Here is a 22,052-nt window from a genome sequence, read left to right as displayed (position 1 = left end):
TGCCAAACGTTCCCCTGGATAAGCCGGGTCCAATGGAACATAGGCACCACCCGCTTTCAACACCGCCAGCAAGCCCACAATCATCGTCGGTGAACGTGTCACGCAAATCGCTACTCGCTGGTCTGGCGCAATACCCAACGCAATCAGTTGATGGGCCAGTCGGTTAGCGCGGGTATTCAGTTCCGCATAGCTGTACGTCTGTTCTTCATACACCAGCGCCGTAGCATCCGGGTTTTTCTCCACTTGTTGTTCAAATAACTGATGGACACATAACTGCTCAGGGTAGACAGTTTCAGTCGCATTCCAAGTTTTTAGCAACAATCGGCGTTCCACTTCTGGCAGAATATTCAATGCCCGTACCGGTGTTTCCGGTGCCTGTTCAAGTGCTTCCACCAAACTCTCCAGCGCCTGTTGCATATAACCACATATCCGTTCCGGATCAAACGGTTGTACCACTTGCGCGGTCAATCCTAAAGCGTGACCAAAATCCTCCACCGATAGAGTAAACGGATAGTTGGTACGTTCCTGCCCGTTAAAGGATTCTATACCGCTGATAGTTTCATCTACGGTGATCGGCTGCGCACTATGCCGGTAGTTCAGCAAAGTACTAAAGAGGGGCGTTTCCCCCGACACTTCACTGCAACGTTGAGCCAGTGCCAGTGAAGCATGTTCATGCGCAAGCAATTCAGCTAACCGAGTATGGGTTAAGCGTGCACTATCCTGTACCGGGGTATTATTTATATCCAGTCGTAACGGCAAGGTGTTGACAAACAGTCCCATGCCGCTATCAGCGCCTTCTCCACCCTGCATCCGCCCGAACAGCACAGTGCCGAACACCACTTTCTCTTGTCCACTGATACGCGACAATACCTGTGCCCAGGCCAGATGACACAACGCCGCCAAACTAACGCCCAGACGCCGGGCCTGACTACGCAAGCGATTATTCAATATGGTGGGCAACATCCGGTGCAATTCTGTCACCTGCGAGCCGTCTCGATGTACTTCCGTCAACCCGAACGGCAGCGTCGGTTCATCCACTTCAGCCAACATGTCAGTAAAGAAACGGGTATGTTCGGCCTGGCTCACGCCCAACCGGACCTGAGCCACCAGATTGCGGAAAGGGACCGGCGCAGACAAGTTCTCTTCCCGCCCGGTAAGGTACGCCTGAACTTCTCGGTTCATCACTTCCAGTGTCGTATGATCGCCAATCAGATGATGCTGTAATTGCAGTGCAATCCAGCGACCATCCGTTTCTTGCGCCACCATAAAACGCAGCAAGGGGGCTTGGCTCAAGTCGAGACGATGATAACGCGGGTCAAAACGTTGAATGAGTTGTTCATAAACCGGTCCATCAATGGGATCCAATGTCAATTCAGTCACTGATAACGGTGCCTGACGCCAGACCACCTGAACCGGTGTTGATAATCCTTGCCAGATAAAAGCAGTGCGTAGGATGTCATGGCGGTTAATCACCTGTTGTACTACTGCCAAATAACTGTCCAACAGAGATCGATCAACGAAAGCCGTCTGACTGACTAATAGGTACGGATCACCTTTATTCGCCAGTAGATGATGGAACAAGATACCGTCCTGTAACGGCGACAGGGCATAAATATCTTGAATATTAGCCATTCCACCCGGCACTTGTTCAACGATATGGTCAATTTCCGGTTGAGTGAGATCAATTAATGGCAACATATCGGGGGTGAGTGTTGTGGTTACTGGGGTGATAACATTTGCCGGCACTACCACCGCCGGTGATTGCCCTACTGTTTGGGCAAATGCCGATAACACCGGGGATTGGAATAAATCACGCACCGCTAGCGTTAACCCCACGTTACGCAGACGTTCAATCATTCGCACCGCCAGCAATGAATGACCGCCTAATGCAAAGAAGCTGTCGTGTCGGCTGATCTGTTCAATACCCAACAACTCGCTCCAAACAGTGGCTAACAGAGTTTCTGTCTCCCCTTGCGGCGCTGCATAAACCTGACGGGCAAAGGCATCTTCCCCCGGTGCCGGTAGCGCCCGGCGATCCAGTTTGCCGTTCGGGGTCAACGGAAAGGTCTCCAGACGCACAAAAGCGGCCGGCACCATATAATCCGGTAAAATCGCACCTAAGTGAGTACGCAGATGATTAATCAACTCCTCATCCACTTCTGCCACTATATAAGCCACCAGCCGTTTATCCTGACCATCATCCAGCGCCAGCACAACCGCTTCACTCACCGCCGGGTATTCCATCAATCGGGCTTCGATTTCCCCTGGCTCAATGCGGAAACCGCGGATTTTCACCTGTTGGTCATTACGGCCCAAGAACTCCAGATTGCCGTCAGGCAGGTAGCGGGCCAAATCCCCGGTGCGGTACATCCGGGCATCTGGAATATGACTAAACGGGTCTGTCAGGAAACGTTCCGCCGTCAGTTCAGGACGATTGAGATAACCCCGTGCCACACCGGCCCCGCCAATATATAACTCACCTACAGCGCCTGACGGTACTGGCTGACCATACTTATCCAACAAATAGAGGGTTAAATCCGGGAGCCGTGTGCCAATAGGACTCGTTGTCTGCTCTACATCATGGCGAGCCAGTGCTCGGTAAGTGACGTGTACCGTGGTCTCTGTGATACCGTACATATTCACCAACTGAGGCGATGTCTCTTCACGCAGGGCATACCACGGCTTCAGCATACTCGGTTCAAGTGCTTCCCCACCAAAGATGATATAGCGCAAGCAGTCCGGTAACGGATTGGCAACATAACTGGCAATAAAGGCTTTAAAGGCACTGGGGGTCTGATTCAACACCGTAATACCATGCTGACACACGAATTGATGCAGCTCCTGGGGTGAACGGGCAATCGCATGCGGAACCAGCACCAGTTTAGCGCCGTAGCGTAACGCCCCCCATAATTCCCATACCGAGAAGTCAAACGCAATGGAATGGAACAGACACCAAATATCTTGCCGGTTAAAGCGATACCAGGATTCAGTGGCGTCAAACAAACGCAGGATATGACGATGTTCCACCATCACCCCTTTCGGCGTACCGGTCGAGCCCGAGGTGTAAATCACATACGCCAGATGCTGTGCCGTCAATCCCGGCACTTGCGGGTTACTGTCCGGTTGATCAGGCAGGCTATTTGGGTCAAGTACCGTTAACCCTGCCAGTGCGTCCTCTCCCAGCACATCACGCCCGACATTATCCGCCAGCAAAATAGCGGGGGCAGCATCGGTCAGGATATGTGTCAGGCGCTCACCAGTATAGACCGGATCCAGCGGCACATAGGCACCTCCGGCTTTCAGCACAGCTAATACCCCCACCACCATTGCCGGTGAACGTGATACGCAAACCGCCACCCGTTGGTCCGGTATTACGCCCAACGCGATCAGTTGATGCGCCAACCGGTTGGCACGGGCATTGAGCTCGCCGTAACTGAGGGTGTGTTCTTCATATACCACTGCCGTCTCATTAGGCTCGTTCTCCACCTGTTGTTCAAATAACTGATGAATACATAACTGCTTAGGATACCGGGTTTCAATGACATTCCGGGTTTCCAATAACAGCTTGCGCTCCGCTACGGTCAGAATATCGATTTTCCCAACCGTCTGTTGAGGATTAGCTACCATCTCCCGCAGCATGGTATGGAGATAGCCTACCTGCCGCTCAATGGTCACTAGATCAAATAGAGCGGTGGCATAATTCAGATAGCCAGTAATCCTGCCCTCCACCTCAAACAAATTCAGCTCAAGATCGAACTTAACCACATCAAAAGCTTGCTCAACAGGTGAAACCACCAATCCCGGCAACCGCCATTCCGTGTTCTCATTGTTCTGCCAGGCAAACATCACTTGGAACAATGGGGTATGCGCCAGTCGGCGGGACGGTTGCACGATTTCCACCACCTGCTCAAACGGCAGATCTTGGTGTTCTTGCGCTGCCAGCGCCGTTTGTCGCACACGTGCCAGTAATTCCGCCACACTGGGTTCACCGGATAAATCCATACGCAACGCTAGTGTATTCACAAAGAAGCCGATTAAAGATTCCACTTCCTGTCGACTGCGACCAGCACTTGGCGTACCGATAACCAGATCTTCCTGACCCGATAGACGCGACAGAACCGTCGCCCAAGCCGCCAACAGGGTCATAAATAACGTGACGCCCTGTTGCTCACTCAGGAGTTTAAGAGATTGGGTTAACTCCGCATCCAGACTGATGAGTAAAGTATTTCCGGCAAATGACTGCTGAGGCGGACGTGGCCGGTCAGTCGGTAAATCCAGTAGAACTGGTACGTCAGCCAGCTTTGTGCACCAGTAGTCAGATTGAGACTGTATCTGTGCTGCCGACAGCCATTGACACTGCCAAGCGGCGTAATCAGGGTACTGAATCGTCAACGGTAGCAACGGATCTGGCTGTTGGTTCAAGTAAGCCGAATACAGCGTCTCCAGCTCTGACTTCAGTACCCCTAAAGACCAGCCATCGGAAACAATATGATGTTGGGTCAGCAGAAAAACGTGATCATTGTCAGCCAGTTGTACCAGAGTGGAACGAATTAATGGGCCACGGGCAAGATCAAACGACACACTAGCTTCCTGAACTGAGAAAGAAGCAAGCTGCGCATCCACATCAGGCGTGTCACGCAGATCATATTTTCTCATCGGCAGGCCCCATTCCGTCGGCAACAATTCCACCTGCGGCTGACCGTCAACAGCAACAAAAACAGAACGCAACGCTTCATGGCGGGCAAACAGCGTATCAAGTGCCCGTTGCCAGGCGGCGATATCCAGCCGACCACGCAAACGCAGAGCCAGCGGAATATGATAGGTTTCACTCACCCCCTCAAACTGCGCCAGGAACCACAGACGCTGTTGCGCAAATGACAACGGCAATTGGCCTTCACGGGATAGCGGAATGATAGCTGGCAATGCCTCGCCTGACTCATCAAACCGGGCACTCATCACTTCAGCAAAAGCCATCAAAGTCGGGAATGTAAACAGCGTAGACAGCGGTAATTCAATCCCCAGCGCCGCTATTCGGTTCATCATCCGCACCGCCAGCAAAGAATGGCCGCCCAGTGCGAAAAAGTTGTCATACCGGCTAATCCGCTCAACGCTCAGTAATTCACGCCAGATAGCCGCCAATGTGGTTTCCATCTCCCCTGACGGTGCAGCGTAAATTTGCCGGGCAAAATCCTCTTCCCCCGGTGCCGGTAGCGCCCGACGGTCCAGCTTGCCGTTCGGCGTCAGCGGGAAGGCATCCAAACAGACAAAAGCGGCCGGTACCATATAATCCGGCAACACCGCACTTAAGTGATCACGCAGATGGTTAACCAGCATCTCATCCGCTTCTGCCACCACATAAGCCACCAACCGTTTATCCTGACCATCACTCATCACCAACACGACTGCTTCATGCACCGCCGGGTGTTCCATCAGCCGAGCTTCGATTTCCCCCGGCTCAATGCGGAAACCACGGATTTTCACCTGTTGGTCATTACGGCCCAAGAACTCCAGATTGCCATCCGGCAGGTAACGGGCCAAATCCCCAGTTCGGTACAGGCGGGCATCGGGTTTATCACTGAACGGATCCGGCAAAAAACGCTCTGCGGTCAGTTCAGGACGATTAAGATAGCCACAGGCAACTCCATCCCCGCCGATATAAATCTCTCCTTCCACACCCAACGGCACTGGCTGACCATTGGCATCCAACAGATAAATCCGCGTATTAGCTATCGGTCGGCCAATGGGGATCCGGATCACTCCTGACGGTAACGTTGCAATACGGTAGGTAGTGGTAAAGGTGGTGCCCTCACTGGGTCCATAGCCATTCAATAACTGTTGCGGCGGACTATCACGCAGAACTTGCGCCATCACATGCGGATCCAGCACATCGCCACCAACAATCAAGATTTTGAGCTGCGGGAAAACCGGGGACAACTCTGCTGCCAGTCGGTTAAACAACCCGACACTCAGCCACAGCACGGTAATGCGATAATTCCGTAATACTTGAGCAAACTCTTTGGGTGTTAGCACAGTGGCGTGATCAATCACCACCAGCGCACCGCCATTAAGCAGCGGTGCCCACACTTCAAAGGTGCTAGCATCGAAAACCGGGTTAGCTTCAAACGCGACCCGATCATCCGGCCCAATTTCGGCATATCCGTTATTAATCACCAGCCGAACTACAGCACGATGCGGCACCATCACCCCTTTGGGCATACCGGTCGAGCCGGAAGTATACATAATATAAGCCAGCTCGGTACTGGACCGAGATAAGTCAAGATTAAGGTAATCCTCTCCCCTAATAGCCCCCATCTCATCGGCCAAACAAAACCGAGGAATCGCCAGGTCAATCGGGATATCGGTAAGCAATAACTTGGCTGAACAGTCTCTTATCAGCCAATGCTTCCTCTCGTCCGGCACACTGGGATCGATCGGCACATAAACAGCCCCGGCTTTGAGGATAGCCAATTGAGCCACCACCAGCTCAATAGAACGCTCTAACAAAACAGCAATCCGCTCATCCGGTTGAATCCCCTGCCTGATTAACCGACGCGCTAACCGGTTAGCGCGAGCATTTAATTCGGCATAGTTGAAAATGTGTTCTCCATATATCAGTGCTATCGCATCAGGCGTGTTTTCTGCCTGTTGTTCAAACAACCGGTGAATACAACATTGGTCAGGATATGGTGCTTGGGTCGCGTTCCAGCTCTCCAGCAACAGTTTTTTCTCCGATGCCGGCAAGATATTCAGCAATCGTACTGGTGCCTCCGGCTGCTGCTCAAGCGCCGCAGCCAGACTTTCTAGCGCCTGTTGCATATAACCACATATCCGCTCCGGAGCAATCGGTTGAACAATTTGCACCGTCAACCCCAGTGCGTCACCAAAATCCTCCACTGAGAGCACCAACGGATAGTTAGTGCGCTCTTGCCCGCTAAGGAATTCAATGCCGCTAATGATTGCATCCGTGGCTATCGCCGGTACATTATGCCGGTAGTTCAACAAAGCGCTAAAGAGCGGCGTTTCATTTTGCACTCCACTGCAACGTTGAGCCAACGCCAGCGAAGCATGTTCATGCTCAAGCAACCCTGCTAACCGAGTATGCGCTAACCGTACACTGTCCTGCACCGAGGTCTCATCTATATCCAACCGCAACGGCAAGGTGTTGATAAATAATCCCATGCCGCTGTCAACTCCTTCCCCTGCTTGCATCCGCCCAAACAGTACGGTGCCAAACACCACTTTCGCCTGTCCGCTGGTACGCGACAAGACCTGTGCCCAGGCCAAATGACACAACGCAGCCAAACTGACGCCCAGACGCCGGGCCTGACTACGCAAACGGTTATTCAGCTCAGGCGTCAACATCCGGTGCAACTCGGCCATTTGTGAGCCGTTCCGATGTACTTCCGTCAACCCGAACGGGAGCGTTGGTTCATCCACTTCAGCCAACATGTCAGTAAAGAAACGGGTATGCTCAGCCTGACTCCCCCCCAACCGAGCCTGTGCCACCAGATTGCGGAAAGGGACTGGCGCAGACAAGTTCTCTTCCTGTCCGGCAAGATAAGCCTGAACTTCACCGTTCATCACTTCCAGCGTCGTATGGTCGCCAATCAAATGATGCAACAATTGCAATACACTCCAGCGACCATCCTCCTCCTGAGCCACTACAAAATGCAGCAAAGGTGCTCGTTTCAGATCAATACGATATCGACGCGGATCAAAACGTTGAGCTAACTGGTCTCGGACCGGCCCATCAATCGGGTTCAATGTCAGTTCAGTAATTGACAATAAAGCCTGACACCAGACCACCTGAACCGGCGTGGATAATCCCTGCCAGATAAAAGCCGTGCGCAGGATGTCATGACGGTTAATCACCTGTTGCACTGCCACTAAATAGCTATCCAACAGGGCGCGGTCAGCAAAGACCATCTGACCAACCAGCAAATACGGGTCGCCTTCACTGGCCAGCAAATGGTGGAACAGGATGCCGTCCTGCAACGGTGACAGGGCATAGATATCCTGAATATTGGCAATCCCACCCGGCACTTGTTCAATGATATGGTCAATCTCAGTCTGAGTGAGATCAATCAACGGCAACATCTCGGGTGTCAGTTTCGTAGTCGCCGAGGTAATGACATTCGTCGGCACCGCCACAACCGGTGATTGCCCTACTGTTTGGGCAAATTCAGATAACACTGGAGATTGGAATAAATCACGTACCGCCAGCGTTAACCCCGCATTACGCAGACGTTCAACCATCCGCACCGCCAGCAATGAATGACCCCCCAGAGCAAAGAAGCTGTCATGCCGACTAACCTGTTCAATGCCCAACAACTCGCGCCAGACAGCAGCCAGCCGGGTTTCTATTTCTCCTTGCGGCGCTGCATAAACCTGACGGGCAAAGGCTTCCACCCCCGGCGCGGGCAGTGCCCGGCGATCCAGTTTGCCGTTCGGTGTCAACGGGAAGGTATCCAGGCGTACAAAGGCCGCCGGCACCATGTAATCCGGCAAAATGGCTCTTAGATGAGCGTACAAGTTGTTAACCAACCGGTCATCCGCTTCTGCCACCACATAAGCCACCAACCGTTTATCCTGACCGTCACCCAAAGTCAGCACCAGCGCTTCGCTTACCGCCAGGTGTTCTATTAAGCGAGCTTCGATTTCCCCCGGTTCAATACGGAAACCGCGGATTTTCACCTGCTGGTCATTACGACCCAGGAATTCCAGATTGCCATCCGGCAGGTAGCGGGCTAAATCCCCGGTCCGGTACAGACGGGCATCCGGCTCATCGCTAAATGGATCGGCCAGAAAACGTTCCGCCGTCAAATCAGGCCGGTTGAGATAGCCTCGCGCTACCCCGATACCGCCAATATAGAGCTCTCCGACTGCCCCTAACGGCACCGGCTGGCCGTCAGTATTCAGCAAATAAACCTGTGTGTTAACTGTCGGACGTCCAATCGCAATGACACCCTCAGTGTAGTCTGGCGGACAACGCCAGGTGGTCGCACACACCGTGATTTCCGTCGGGCCATAGGCATTAAACACCGTTGCCCGACGACTCAGGGCTTGAAGCAACGTTGCGCTGGGTGCCTCACCACCGAGTATCAGCGTCGGTCTTATCGTCATTTCCGGTAAATCAGTCCCCTCCCGGAGCAGGGCCGGGGTCAGACAGGCGTGAGTTATCGCCTGCTCTTCCAGATAATGCCAGAGATAACGAGGCTCCTGACGAACCGTATCAGCCGGGATCGCCAAAGTGGCCCCACTGCACAATGCCATCATGGTTTCCCAGACACCCGCATCAAAGCCAAATGAGGCAAACTGCAACATCCGGCTACCCGGATGAATCTCAAACTGAATGATTTTTTCCTGAATCAGATTAACCAGCCCACGGTGTTCGATCATGACGCCCTTTGGTATGCCGGTCGAACCGGAGGTATAAATCACATACGCCAGATGGCGTGGGGTTAATGCCGATACTTGCGGGTTGCTATCTGGCTGATCAGGCAGGCTATTCGGATCCAGTACAGTTAACGCTGCCAGCACTTTTTCACCTAATGCGGTACGTCCCGTATTATCTGCCAGCACAATAGCCGGCACAGCATCGGTTAAAATATGAACCAGACGTTCCCCCGGATAAGCCGGGTCTAGCGGTACATAGGCCCCCCCGGCTTTCAGTACTGCCAGCAGTCCCACGATCCGCGCCGGTGAGCTCGCGACGCAAATTGCCACCCGCTGCTCTGGTGCGACTCCCAACATTATCAGTTGATGCGCCAGCCGATTAGCACGGGCATTTAATTCGGCATAACTGAGAACTTGCCCTGCATACATCAGCGCAGTGGCATCCGGGCTTTTTTCTGCCTGTTGCTCAAACAGCCGGTGAATACAACAGTGAGCAGGATACGGCATTCCAGTTGCGTTCCAAGTTTCCAGTAACAGCTTACGCTCCGCCACGGTCAGGATATCGATTTTCCCGACCGGCTGTTGAGGGTTAGCTACCATCCCCCACAATACGGTATGGAGATAGCCCACCTGCCGCTCAATGGTCGCTTGATCAAATAACGCCGTAGCATAATTCAGGTAACCGACAATCTGGCCTTCAACTTCAAACAAATTCAGCTCAAGATCAAACTTAGCCACATCAAAAACTTGCTCGACTGGTGAAACCTCTAGCCCCGGCAGCCGCCATTCCGTATTTTCATTGTTCTGCCAGGCAAACATCACCTGAAACAGCGGGGTGTGCGCCAGTTGACGCGGCAGTTGCATGATTTCTACCACCTGTTCAAACGGGAGATCCTGATTTTCCTGTGCCGCCAGTGCGGTTTGTCGTACACGTGCCAGCAATTCCGTCACATTCGGTGCATCAGATAAATCCATCCGCAACGCCAACGTATTCACAAAGAAGCCAATCAGAGATTCCACTTCCTGCCGACCACGACCAGCACTTGGCGTACCGATAACCAGATCTTCCTGACCTGACAGGCGTGACAGCACTGTCGCCCAAGCCGCCAACAGGGTCATAAATAACGTGACGCCCTGTTGCTCACTCAGGCGCTTAAGGGATTGGGTTAACTCCGCATCCAGACTGACAGGCAATAAGGCCCCGGCAAACGACTGCTGAAGCGGACGTGGCCGGTCAGTAGGTAAATCCAAAAGAACCGGTGCATCAACCAGCCTCGCGCGCCAATAATCAGATTGGGACTGTATGCGGTCAGCCGACAACCATTGACGCTGCCAAGCGGCGTAATCAGGGTACTGAATCGTCAACGGTGGCAACGGATCTGGCTGTCCCGCCAGAAACGCGGTGTAAAGGGAGCTCAATTCACGCATCAACACGCTGACAGACCAACCATCAAAAACAATATGATGTAGAGTCAGCAAGAAAACGTGATCATCATCAGCCAGTTGTATCAGACTGGAACGAATTAATGGGCCGCGAGCAAGATCAAACAGTGTTTCAATTTCCTGAGCAGAGAGAGACGCAAGCTGCGCATCTACATCAGGCATGTCACGCAGATCATATTTTCTCATCAGCAAGCCTGATGCCGCCGGCAACAACTCTATCTGCGGTTGACCATCGACAGCAACGAAGACAGAGCGCAACGCTTCATGGCGGGCAAACAGTGTATCAAGTGTCTGTTGCCAAGCGGCGATATCCAACCGACCATGTAGACGTAAGGCCAGCGGAATATGATAGGTCTCACTCACCCCGTCAAACTGAGTCAGGAACCACAGACGTTGTTGCGCAAATGACAGCGGCAATTGGCCTTCACGCGATAGCGGAACGATAGCAGGTAATATCCTGTCCGATTCCCCAAACTGGGCACTTATCGCTTCAGCAAAAGTAGTCAAAACAGGGAATGTAAACAGCGTGGACAATGGCCATTCAATCCCCAACGCCGCTATCCGGTTCATCATTCGCACTGCTAACAACGAATGGCCGCCTAAAACGAAAAAGTTGTCATATCGGCTAATTCGCTCAACACCGAGTAATTCACACCAGATAGTCGCCAATAGGGTTTCCATCTCCCCTAACGGTGCGGCGTAAATCTGCCGGGCAAAATCTTCTTCCCCCGGCACCGGTAATGCTCGGCGATCTAGTTTGCCGTTTGGCGTCAACGGAAAGGTATCCAAACGCACAAAGGCTGCCGGCACCATATAATCCGGTAAAATCATACTTAAGTGAGTACGTAGATGGTTAACCAGCATCTCATCCGCTTCTGCCACCACATAAGCCACCAACCGTTTATCCTGACCGTTACCCAAAGTCAGCACCAACGCTTCGCTTACTGCCGGGTGTTTCAGCAATTGGGCTTCGATTTCCCCCGGTTCAATGCGGAAACCGCGGATTTTCACCTGTTGATCATTGCGGCCCAGGAATTCCAGATTACCGTCTGGTAGGTAACGAGCTAAATCCCCGGTGCGATACAGGCGAGCATTGGGTTCATCACTGAACGGATCTGGCAAAAAACGTTCCTTCGTCAGTTCAGGACGATTAAGATAGCCACAAACAACTCCATCTCCGCCGATATAAATCTCACCGATTGCCCCCTGCGGCACTGGATGACCATAAGTATCCAACAGATAAACCCGCGTATTGGCTATTGGTCGACCAATGGGAATTCTCGCCACTTCTGGCGATAACGCTGTAATACGGTAAGTGGTAGTAAAGGTGGTGCCTTCACTCGGTCCATAGCCATTCAATAACTGTTGCGGTGGGTTATCACGCAGAACTTGTCTAATTACATGTGGATCCAGCACATCACCGCCGACAATGAGGATTTTGAGCTGGGGGAAAGCCGGAGACAACTCTGCCGCCAGTCGGTTAAATAACCCGACACTTAGCCACAGCACGGTAATGCGATGAGTCTGCAATGCTTGAACAAGTTCTTTAGGCATCAGCAACGTGGCGTGATCAATCACCACCAGCACGCCGCCATTAAGCAACGGCGACCAGACTTCAAAGGTGCTGGCATCAAAAGCCGGGTTAGCTTCAAACGCCACCCGATCATCCGGCCCAATTTCGGTGTACCCATTATTAATCACCAGCCGAACCACTGCCCGATGCGGTACCATCACTCCTTTGGGCGTGCCCGTTGAGCCTGAGGTATACATGATATAGGCCAGTTCAGTACTGGAACGGGGTAAGTCAGGATTGCGGTTATCTTCCTGCCTAATAGCACCCATCTCATCGGCCAGGCAAAACCGGGGGATCGCCAAGTCAATCGGAGTATCGGTAAGCAATAACTTGGCTGAACAGTCGCTTATCAACCAATACTTCCGCTCATCCGGCACTCGGGGATCAATCGGCACATAAACAGCCCCAGCCTTAAGGATAGCCAACTGAGCCACCACCAGCTCAACAGAACGTTCTAATAGCACAGCGACCCGGTTATCCGGCTTGACCCCTTGCCCAATTAACCAGTGGGCTAGTTGGTTAGCGCGAGCATTTAATTCGGCATAGTTGAGAATATGTTTTCCATACACCAACGCTATCGCATTAGGGGTATTTTCTGCCTGTTGCTCAAACAGCCGGTGAATACAACTCTGGTCAGGATATGGTGCTTGAGTCGCGCTCCAAGTTGCCAGTAACAACCTCTTCTCAGCTTCCGGCAAGATATTCAGCAACCGTACCGGTGTCTCCGGCTGCTGTTCAAGCGCCGCTGCCAGACTTTCCAGCGCCTGTTGCATATAACCACACACGCGTTTCGGATCAATCGGTTGAACAATTTGCACCGTCAGCCCCAGTGCGTGACCAAAATCTTCCACCGACAAGACAAGTGGATAGTTAGTGCGCTCTTGCCCGCTAAGGAATTCAATACCGCTGATGGTTACATCCGTGGGAACCGGCTGTGCACTATGCCGGTAGTTCAGTAACGCGCTAAAGAGAGGTGTTTCCCTCGGCACCTCACTACAACGTTGGGCCAGCGCCAGTGAGGCATGTTCATGCTCCAGCAATTCAGCTAACCGAGTATGGGCTAATCGTACACCGTCCCGCACCGGGGTATCATCCATATCCAGTCGCAACGGCAAAGTATTGGTAAATAGCCCCATGCCATTGTCAGCCCCTTGTCCTGCTTGCATCCGTCCAAACAGCACGGTGCCGAATACCACTTTTACCTGTCCGCTGGTACGCGACAAGACCTGTGCCCAGGCCAGATGGCATAAAGTTGCTAAGCTGACACCCATACGCCGTGCCTGACTGCGCAGACGATCATTCAGTTCAGGCGTTAACATCTGGTGCGATTCCATCACCTGTGAACCATCTCGATGTACCTCCATCAACCCGAACGGCAGCGTCGGTTCATCCACTTCAGACAGCATGTCAGTAAAGAAGCGGGTATGTGCGGCCTGACTCACCCCCAACCGGGCCTGAGCCACCAGATTGCGGAAAGGGACCGGCACAGGCAAGTTCTCTTCCTGTCCGGCAAGATAAGCCTGAATCTCGCCCTGCATCACTTCCATTGTGGTATGGTCACCAATCAGATGATGCTGCAATTGCAGTGCACTCCAACGGCCATCGTCCTCCTGCGCCACCGCAAAATGCAACAGTGGTGCTCGTTGCAGATCAATACGATAGCGACGCGGATCAAAATGTTGAGCTAGCTGGTCACAGACCAGCCCATCAACCGGGTCTAGTGTCAGTTCAGTGACTGATAATTGAGCTTGACGCCAAACCACCTGAACTGGCGCTGATAATCCTTGCCAAACAAAGGCGGTACGCAAAATATCGTGGCGATTAACTACCTGTTGTACTGCCGCCAAATAGTTGTCCAACAAGTCGCGGTTAGCAAAGACCATCTGACCAGCCAGCAGATACGGATCTCCTTTATTCGCTAGTAAATGGTGGAACAGAATACCGTCCTGCAACGGTGATAAGCCATAGATATCCTGAATATTGGCAACCCCACCTGATACTTGTGCAATGATATGATCAATCTCAGATTGGGTCAGATCAGCCAACGGCAACATTTCGGGTGTGAGTGCCGTGGTCACCGGGGTAATGACATTCGTCGGCACCACCACTTCCAGTGATTGTCCTGCTGTTTGGGCAAATGCCGATAACACCGGGGATTGGAATAAATCACGCACCGCCAGCGTTAATCCCGCATTACGCAGACGTTCAATCATCCGTACCGCCAACAGCGAATGACCACCCAATGCAAAGAAGTTGTCATGCCGACTCACCCGTTCAATACCCAATAACTCGCTCCAAATAGTGGCTAGCAGAGTTTCTGTCTCCCCTTGCGGCGCTGCATAAACCTGACGGGCAAAGGCATTTTCCCCCGGCACCGGTAGCGCCCGACGATCCAGTTTACCGTTCGGGGTCAATGGGAAGGCATCCATACAGACAAATGCTGCCGGCACCATATAATCCGGTAAAATCGCACCTAAGTGAGTACGCAGACGATTAATCAACTCCTTATCCACTTCTGCCACTACATAAGCCACCAGCCGTTTATCCTGATCGCCGCCCATCACCTGTACAACCGCTTCATGCACTGCCGGGTGTTCCGTCAATCGGGCTTCGATTTCTCCCGGCTCAATGCGGAAACCGCGGATTTTCACCTGTTGGTCATTTCGGCCCAAGAACGCCAAATTGCCATCTGGCAAATAGCGGGCCAAATCCCCGGTGCGGTACATCCGGGCATCCGGCTCACTACTGAACGGATCTGGTAGAAAACGCTCCGCCGTCAGCTCAGGACGATTGAGATAACCCCGTGCCACACCGGCCCCGCCAATATATAACTCACCCACGGCACCTAACGGCACAAGCTGACTATACTTATCCAGCAGATAGAGAGTTAAGTCCGGGAGCCGTGTGCCAATAGGACTCGTTATCTGTTCTACATCATGGCGAGCCAGTGCCCGGTAAGTGACGTGAACCGTGGTCTCTGTGATACCGTACATATTCACCAACTGCGGCAACGTCTCCTCACGCAGGGCATACCACGGCTTCAAAATACTCGGATCGAGTGCTTCCCCACCAAAGATGATATAGCGCAAGCAGTCCGGTAACGGATTGGCGATATAGCTGGCAATAAAGGCTTTAAAGGCACTGGGGGTCTGATTCAACACTGTGATGCCATGCTGACACACGAATTGATGCAGCTCCTGGGGGGAACGGGCAATCGCGTGCGGAACCAGCACTAATTTAGCACCGTAACGTAACGCCCCCCATAATTCCCACACCGAGAAATCAAACGCAATGGAGTGGAACAGGCACCAAATATCTTGCCGATTAAAGTGATACCAGGATTCAGTCGCCTCAAACAAACGCAGGATATGGCGATGTTCCACCATCACCCCTTTCGGCGTGCCGGTCGAGCCCGAGGTGTAAATCACATACGCCAGATGCTGTGCCGTCAATGCCGGCACTTGCGGGTTACTGTCCGGTTGATCAGGCAGGCTATTTGGGTCAAGTACCGTTAACCCTGCCAGTGCGTCCTCTCCCAGCACATCACGCCCGACATTATCCGCCAGCAAAATAGCGGGGGCAGCATCGGTCAGGATATGTGTCAGGCGCTCACCGGTATAGACCGGATCCAGCGGTACATAGGCACCCCCGGCTTTCAGCACGGCTAATACCCCTACCACCATTGCCAATGAACGTGACACGCAAACCGCCACCCGTTGGTCCGGTATGACGCCCAACGCGATCAGTTGATGCGCCAGACGGTTGGCGCGGTTATTGAGCTCGGTATAGCTGAAGCTCTGTTCTTCATACACCAGTGCCGTGGCATCTGGACTTTTCTCTGCCCATTGCTCAAACAGTTGGTGAATACAACCGTGATCTGGATACGACGTTTCAGTTGCATTCCAGGTTTCCAGCAACAGCTTTTTCTCTGCTGTTGGCAAAATATTCAATGTTCGTACCGGTATCTCCGGATGCTGTTCAAGCGCCACTGCCAGACTCTCCAGCGCCTGCTGCATATAATCACATATCCTTTCCGGATCAATCGGTTGAGCAATTTGCGCCGTCAATCCTAAAGCATGACCAACATCCTCCACCGACAAGACAAACGGATAGTTAGTACGCTCTTGCCCGCCGAGAAATTCAATACCGCTGATGGTTGCATCCGTGGTAACCGGTTGCGCACTATGCCGGTAGTTCAGCAAAGCACTAAAGAGGGGCGCTTCCCCCGGTATTCCACTGCAACGTTGAGCCAGCGCCAGTGACGCATGTTCATGCTCCAGCAATCCAGCTAACCGAGAATGAGCTGCCCGTACACTTTCCTGCACCGGGGTATCATCCATATCCAGTCGCAACGGCAAGGTATTGATAAACAGCCCCATGCCGCTGTCACCTCCTTGCCCTGCCTGCATTCGCCCAAACAGCACGGTACCGAACACCACTTTATCCTGCCCGCTGGTACGTGATAAAACCTGTGCCCAAGCCAGATGGCATAACGTAGCCAAACTGACACCCAGACGCCGGGCCTGATTGCGCAGACGATCGTTCAACCTAACAGGTAACATCCGGTGCGATTCCGTCACCTGCGAACCATCTCGATGTACCTCCGTCAACCCAAATGGCAGTGTTGGTTCATCCACCTCAGCTAACATGTCAGTAAAAAAGCGGGTATGTTCGGCTTGACTCACCCCCAAACGAACTTGAGCTACCAGATTGCGGAAAGGAACTGGCACAGGCAAGTTCTCTTCCTGTCCGACTAGGTAAGCCTGAACTTCGCCATGCATCACTTCCATTGTGGTATGGTCGCCAATCAGATGATGTAGCAATTGCAGTACGCTCCAACGGCCATCCTCCTCCTGTGCTACCACAAAGTGCAACAATGGGGCTCGTTGCAGATCAATACGATAGCGACGTGGATCAAAAAGTTGAGCTAACTGGTCACGGACCGGCCCATCAACTGGGTCCAATGTCAGCTTAGTGACTGATAATGGTGCCTGACGCCAAACCACTTGAGCCGGCGTTGATAATCCTTGCCAAACAAAGGCGGTACGCAGAATATCGTGGCGATTCACTACCTGTTGCACTGCTGCCAGATAACGATCCAACAAGGCGCGATCATCAAAAGTCATTTGGCTGACCAATAGATACGGGTCACCTTCATTGGCCAGCAAATGGTGAAACAGAATACCGTCCTGCAACGGAGACAGGGCATAGATATCCTGAATATTAGCCATCCCACCCGGCACTTGTCCCACGATATGGTCAATTTCAAGCTGGGTCAGCTCAATCAGCGGCAACATTTCGGGTGTAAGTGCCGTGGTCGCCGGGGTGATGACATTCGCCGGCACCACCACCGGAGGTGATTGGCCTACTGTTTGGGCAAATGCCGATAACATCGGAGATTGAAATAGGTCACGTACCGCCAGCGTTAACCCCACGTTACGCAGGCGCTCAATCATCCGCACCGCAAGCAGAGAATGGCCGCCCAAGGCAAAGAAACTATCGTGCCGACTGATCTGTTCAATCCCCAACAACTCGCTCCAGATAGCAGCCAATAGGATTTCTGTTTCTCCCTGCGGTGCTTCATAAACTTGCCGGACAAAAGCTTCCTCCCCCGGTGCCGGTAATGCCCGACGATCCAATTTGCCGTTCGGCGTCAACGGGAAGGTATCCAGACGTACAAAGGCCGTCGGCACCATATAATCCGGTAAAATGGTACTTAGGTGGGTATGCAGACGGTTAACTAACTCCTCATCCGCTTCTGTTACCACATAAGCTATCAACCGTTTGTCCTGACCGCCGCCCATCACCTGCACAACCGCTTCACTCACGAACGGGTATTCCAGCAATCGGGCTTCGATTTCCCCTAGTTCAATACGGAAACCACGGATTTTCACCTGCTGGTCATTGCGGCCCAGAAACTCCAGATTGCCGTCTGGCAGGTAACGGGCCAAATCCCCGGTCCGATACAGGCGGGCATCCGGTTTATCACTAAATGGATCCGACAGAAAACGCTCCGCGGTCAGTTCGGGGCGATTGAAATAACCACAGGCAACCCCATCTCCACCGATATAAATCTCACCGGTTACCCCCTGTGGCACTGGCTGACCATAGGTATCCAACAGATAAACCCGCGTATTGGCTATCGGTCGACCAATGGGGATCCGGCTCACTTCCGGTGATAATGCCGTGATGCGGTAGGTGGTAGTGAAGGTGGTGCCCTCACTCGGTCCATAACCATTTAATAACTGTTGAGGCGGGCTATCACGCAGAACCTGCGCCATCACATGCGGATCCAGCACATCGCCGCCGACAATCAGGGTCTTGATTTGTGGCAGCACTGGGAACAACGCTGTCGCCAGTCGGTTAAACAGCCCGACACTCAGCCATAGTACGGTAATGCGATGAGTCTGTAATGCCTGAACAAATTCTTTAGGCGTCAGTAACGTAGTGTGATCAATCACCACCAGCGTACCGCCATTGAGCAATGGTGCCCAGACTTCAAAGGTACTGGCATCGAAAGCCGGGTTGGCCTCAAACGCCACCCGATCATCCGGCCCGATTTCAGCGTACCCGTTATTGATGACCAGTCGAACCACCGCACGATGCGGCACCATTACCCCTTTGGGTGTACCGGTCGAGCCAGAGGTATACATGATATAGGCCAAGTCGGTACTGGAGCGAGGCAAGTCAAGATTGCGGTGATCTTCTTCTTCGATAGTGATCATCTCATCAGTTAGAGAAAACCGGGGGATCGCCACATCAACCGGGATACCGCTAAGCAATAACTTGGCTGAACAGTCGTTTATCAGCCAGTTTTTCCGTTCGTCCGGCACACGGGGATCGATTGGCACATAAACGGCCCCGGCTTTGAGAATTGCCAATTGGGCCACGATCAGCTCAATGGAACGTTCTAACAGCACAGCAACCCGCTCATCTGACCGTATCCCCCACTTAATTAACTGGCGCGCCAATCGGTTAGCGCGAGCATTTAATTCGGTGTAGCTGAGAATGTGTTCTTCATACACCAGCGCTACTGCGTCAGGGGTTTTCTCCTCCTGTTGTTCAAACAACCGATGAATGCATGTCTGGTCAGGATATCGCGTCTGGGTTGCATTCCAGGTTTCCAGCAACAGTTTGCGTTCCGCCACGGTCAGGATATCGATTTTCCCAACCGGCTGTTGAGGGTTAGCCGCCATCTCTCGTAGTACGGTATGGAGATAGCCCACCTGCCGCTCAATGGTAAGTTGATCAAACAGGGCGGTGGAATAATTCAGATAACCGACAATTCGGCCGTCTACTTCAGACAGACTCAATTCAAGGTCAAACTTAGCGATATCAATGCGTTGCTCGGCAGGTGAAACCGTCAGTCCCGGCATCTTCCATTCCATGCCTTCATTGTTCTGCCAAGCAAACATCACCTGGAACAGCGGAGTATGTGCCAAGTGGCGTGGTGGTTGTACAATTTCCACTACCTGTTCAAACGGGAGATCCTGATGCTCCTGTGCCGCCAGCGCAGTTTGTCGCACTCGCGCCAGCAATTCCGCCACATTGGGGGAATCGGATAAATCCATGCGTAACGCCAGTGTATTCACAAAAAAGCCGATCAGGGATTCCACTTCCTGCCGACTGCGACCGGCACTCGGCGTACCGATAACCAGATCTTCCTGGCCTGATAGGCGTGATAAGACTGTTGCCCAAGCAGCCAGCAACGTCATAAATAACGTGACTCCCTGTTGCTCACTCAAACGTTTAAGAGATTGGGTTAACTCCGCATCCAAATTGACGGGTAATAAAGCCCCGGCAAACGACTGCTGAGATGGACGTGACCGATCAGTAGGCAAATCCAGTAGAACTGGCGCATCTGCCAGACTCATTCTCCAATAGTCAGATTGGATTTGTAACCGCTCCGCCGACAGCCACTGACGCTGCCAGGCAGCATAATCAGGATACTGAATTGCCAGTGGCGGTAACGGATCTGGCAGCCCCATTGAAAAAGCGGTATAGAGGGCACTCAACTCATGCATCAACACGCCAGCCGACCAGCCGTCTGACACAATATGATGCTGAGTCAGCAAAAAGACATAATCATCGTCAGCCCGTTGTATCAAACCCGCTCGGATTAACGGACCACCAGCAAGATCAAACGGCACCTCCGCTTCCTGTACACATAAACGCTCAAGTCGTTTATCTGCATCAAACACTTTACGCAAATCGTGTTTGCTCATCGGCAAACCCAATTCAGCCGGCAACAATTCGACCTGAGGCTGACCATCCTCCGAGATAAAGATGGAACGCAAAGCCTCGTGGCGGGCAAACAAGCGATTCAGCGCCTGCTGCCAAGCAGCGATATCCAACTGACCATGTAAACGCAGAGCCATTGGGACATGATAAGTCTGGCTAACCCCTTCAAATTGGGCCAGGAGCCATAGACGCTGTTGAGCAAATGACAGCGGTAATGCACCCTCTCGGGATATCGGCAGCATAGCAGACACACTATTGTTCTGTTCACCAAGCTGAGCCCTCATTACCTCAGCAAAATCTGCCAACGTCGGTGATTTAAACAACGTGGTCAGCGGCAATTCAATGCCTAAAGCCGCCATTCGGTTTATCATCCTCACCGCCAATAACGAATGGCCGCCCAGAGCAAAGAAACTGTCATACCGTCCCACCAGCTCAATCCCCAGTAACTCACGCCAGATAGCGGCCAGTGCTATCTCTGTTTCGCCTTGTGGCGCTTCGTAAATCTGGCGGGAAAAGGCTTCTTCGTCCGGTGCCGGTAACGCTAGACGGTCCAGCTTTCCATTCGGCGTCAACGGTAGTGCATCCAAACGGACAAAAGCCGCCGGCATCATATAATCTGGCAAAATTGTGCTCAGATGAGTACGCAGGCTATTCGCCAATTCATCGTTTTCTTCTGCCACCACCCAAGCCACTAGACGCTTATCATGCTCCTCACCCCGCGCTAACACTACCGCTTCACGTACCGCAGGGTACTCTGTCAACCGGGTCTCGATTTCACCCGGTTCAATCCGGAAGCCCCGAATTTTAATCTGCTGGTCATTACGACCAACAAATACTAAATTGCCATCTGGCAGATAACGGGCCAAATCGCCGGTCCGATACATCCGCGCACCCGGCATCTCACTAAATGGGTCAGCTAAAAAGCGTTCAGCCGTCAGTTCAGGACGATTAAGGTAGCCACGCGCCACCCCCGCACCACCGACATACAACTCACCTACTGCCCCCAACGGCACTGGCTGGCCGTCGCTATTCAACAAATAAATCTGGGTGTTCGCCGTCGGATGGCCGATAGGCACTAACGTATCCGTGTAGTCTGGTGGACAACACCAGGTCGCCGCACACACCGTGATTTCTGTCGGGCCATAGGCATTAAACAGCGCCGCCCGGCGACAAAGTGTCTGAAATAGTGCTGCGCTAGGTGCTTCACCGCCTAATATCACTGTCGGTGTTATCGTTAGCGCCGGTAAATCTCCTCCATCCCGAAGCAGAGCCGGGGTCAGACAGGCATGGGTCACTGCCTGTTGCTCCAGATAATGCCAGAGACGAAGCGGGTCCTGCCGGACGATATCGACTGCGATAACCAGACAGGCCCCACTTCCCAACGCCATCATGATTTCCC

The 22,052-nt window shown here is 52.7% G+C and carries 1 protein-coding gene; it reads right to left on the bottom strand.

What is annotated here, in order from left to right; all coding sequences use genetic code 11:
• Positions 1-22,052, bottom strand: a 22,052-nt coding sequence (locus AACQ38_RS22395; protein ID WP_165579099.1) for a non-ribosomal peptide synthetase, incomplete at both ends; no start/stop codon positions are given.

This window comes from Photorhabdus sp. RW14-46 (genome assembly GCF_963887965.1).
Lineage (GTDB): Bacteria > Pseudomonadota > Gammaproteobacteria > Enterobacterales > Enterobacteriaceae > Photorhabdus > Photorhabdus laumondii.
This window is presented reverse-complemented; position numbering and strand designations above follow the sequence as displayed.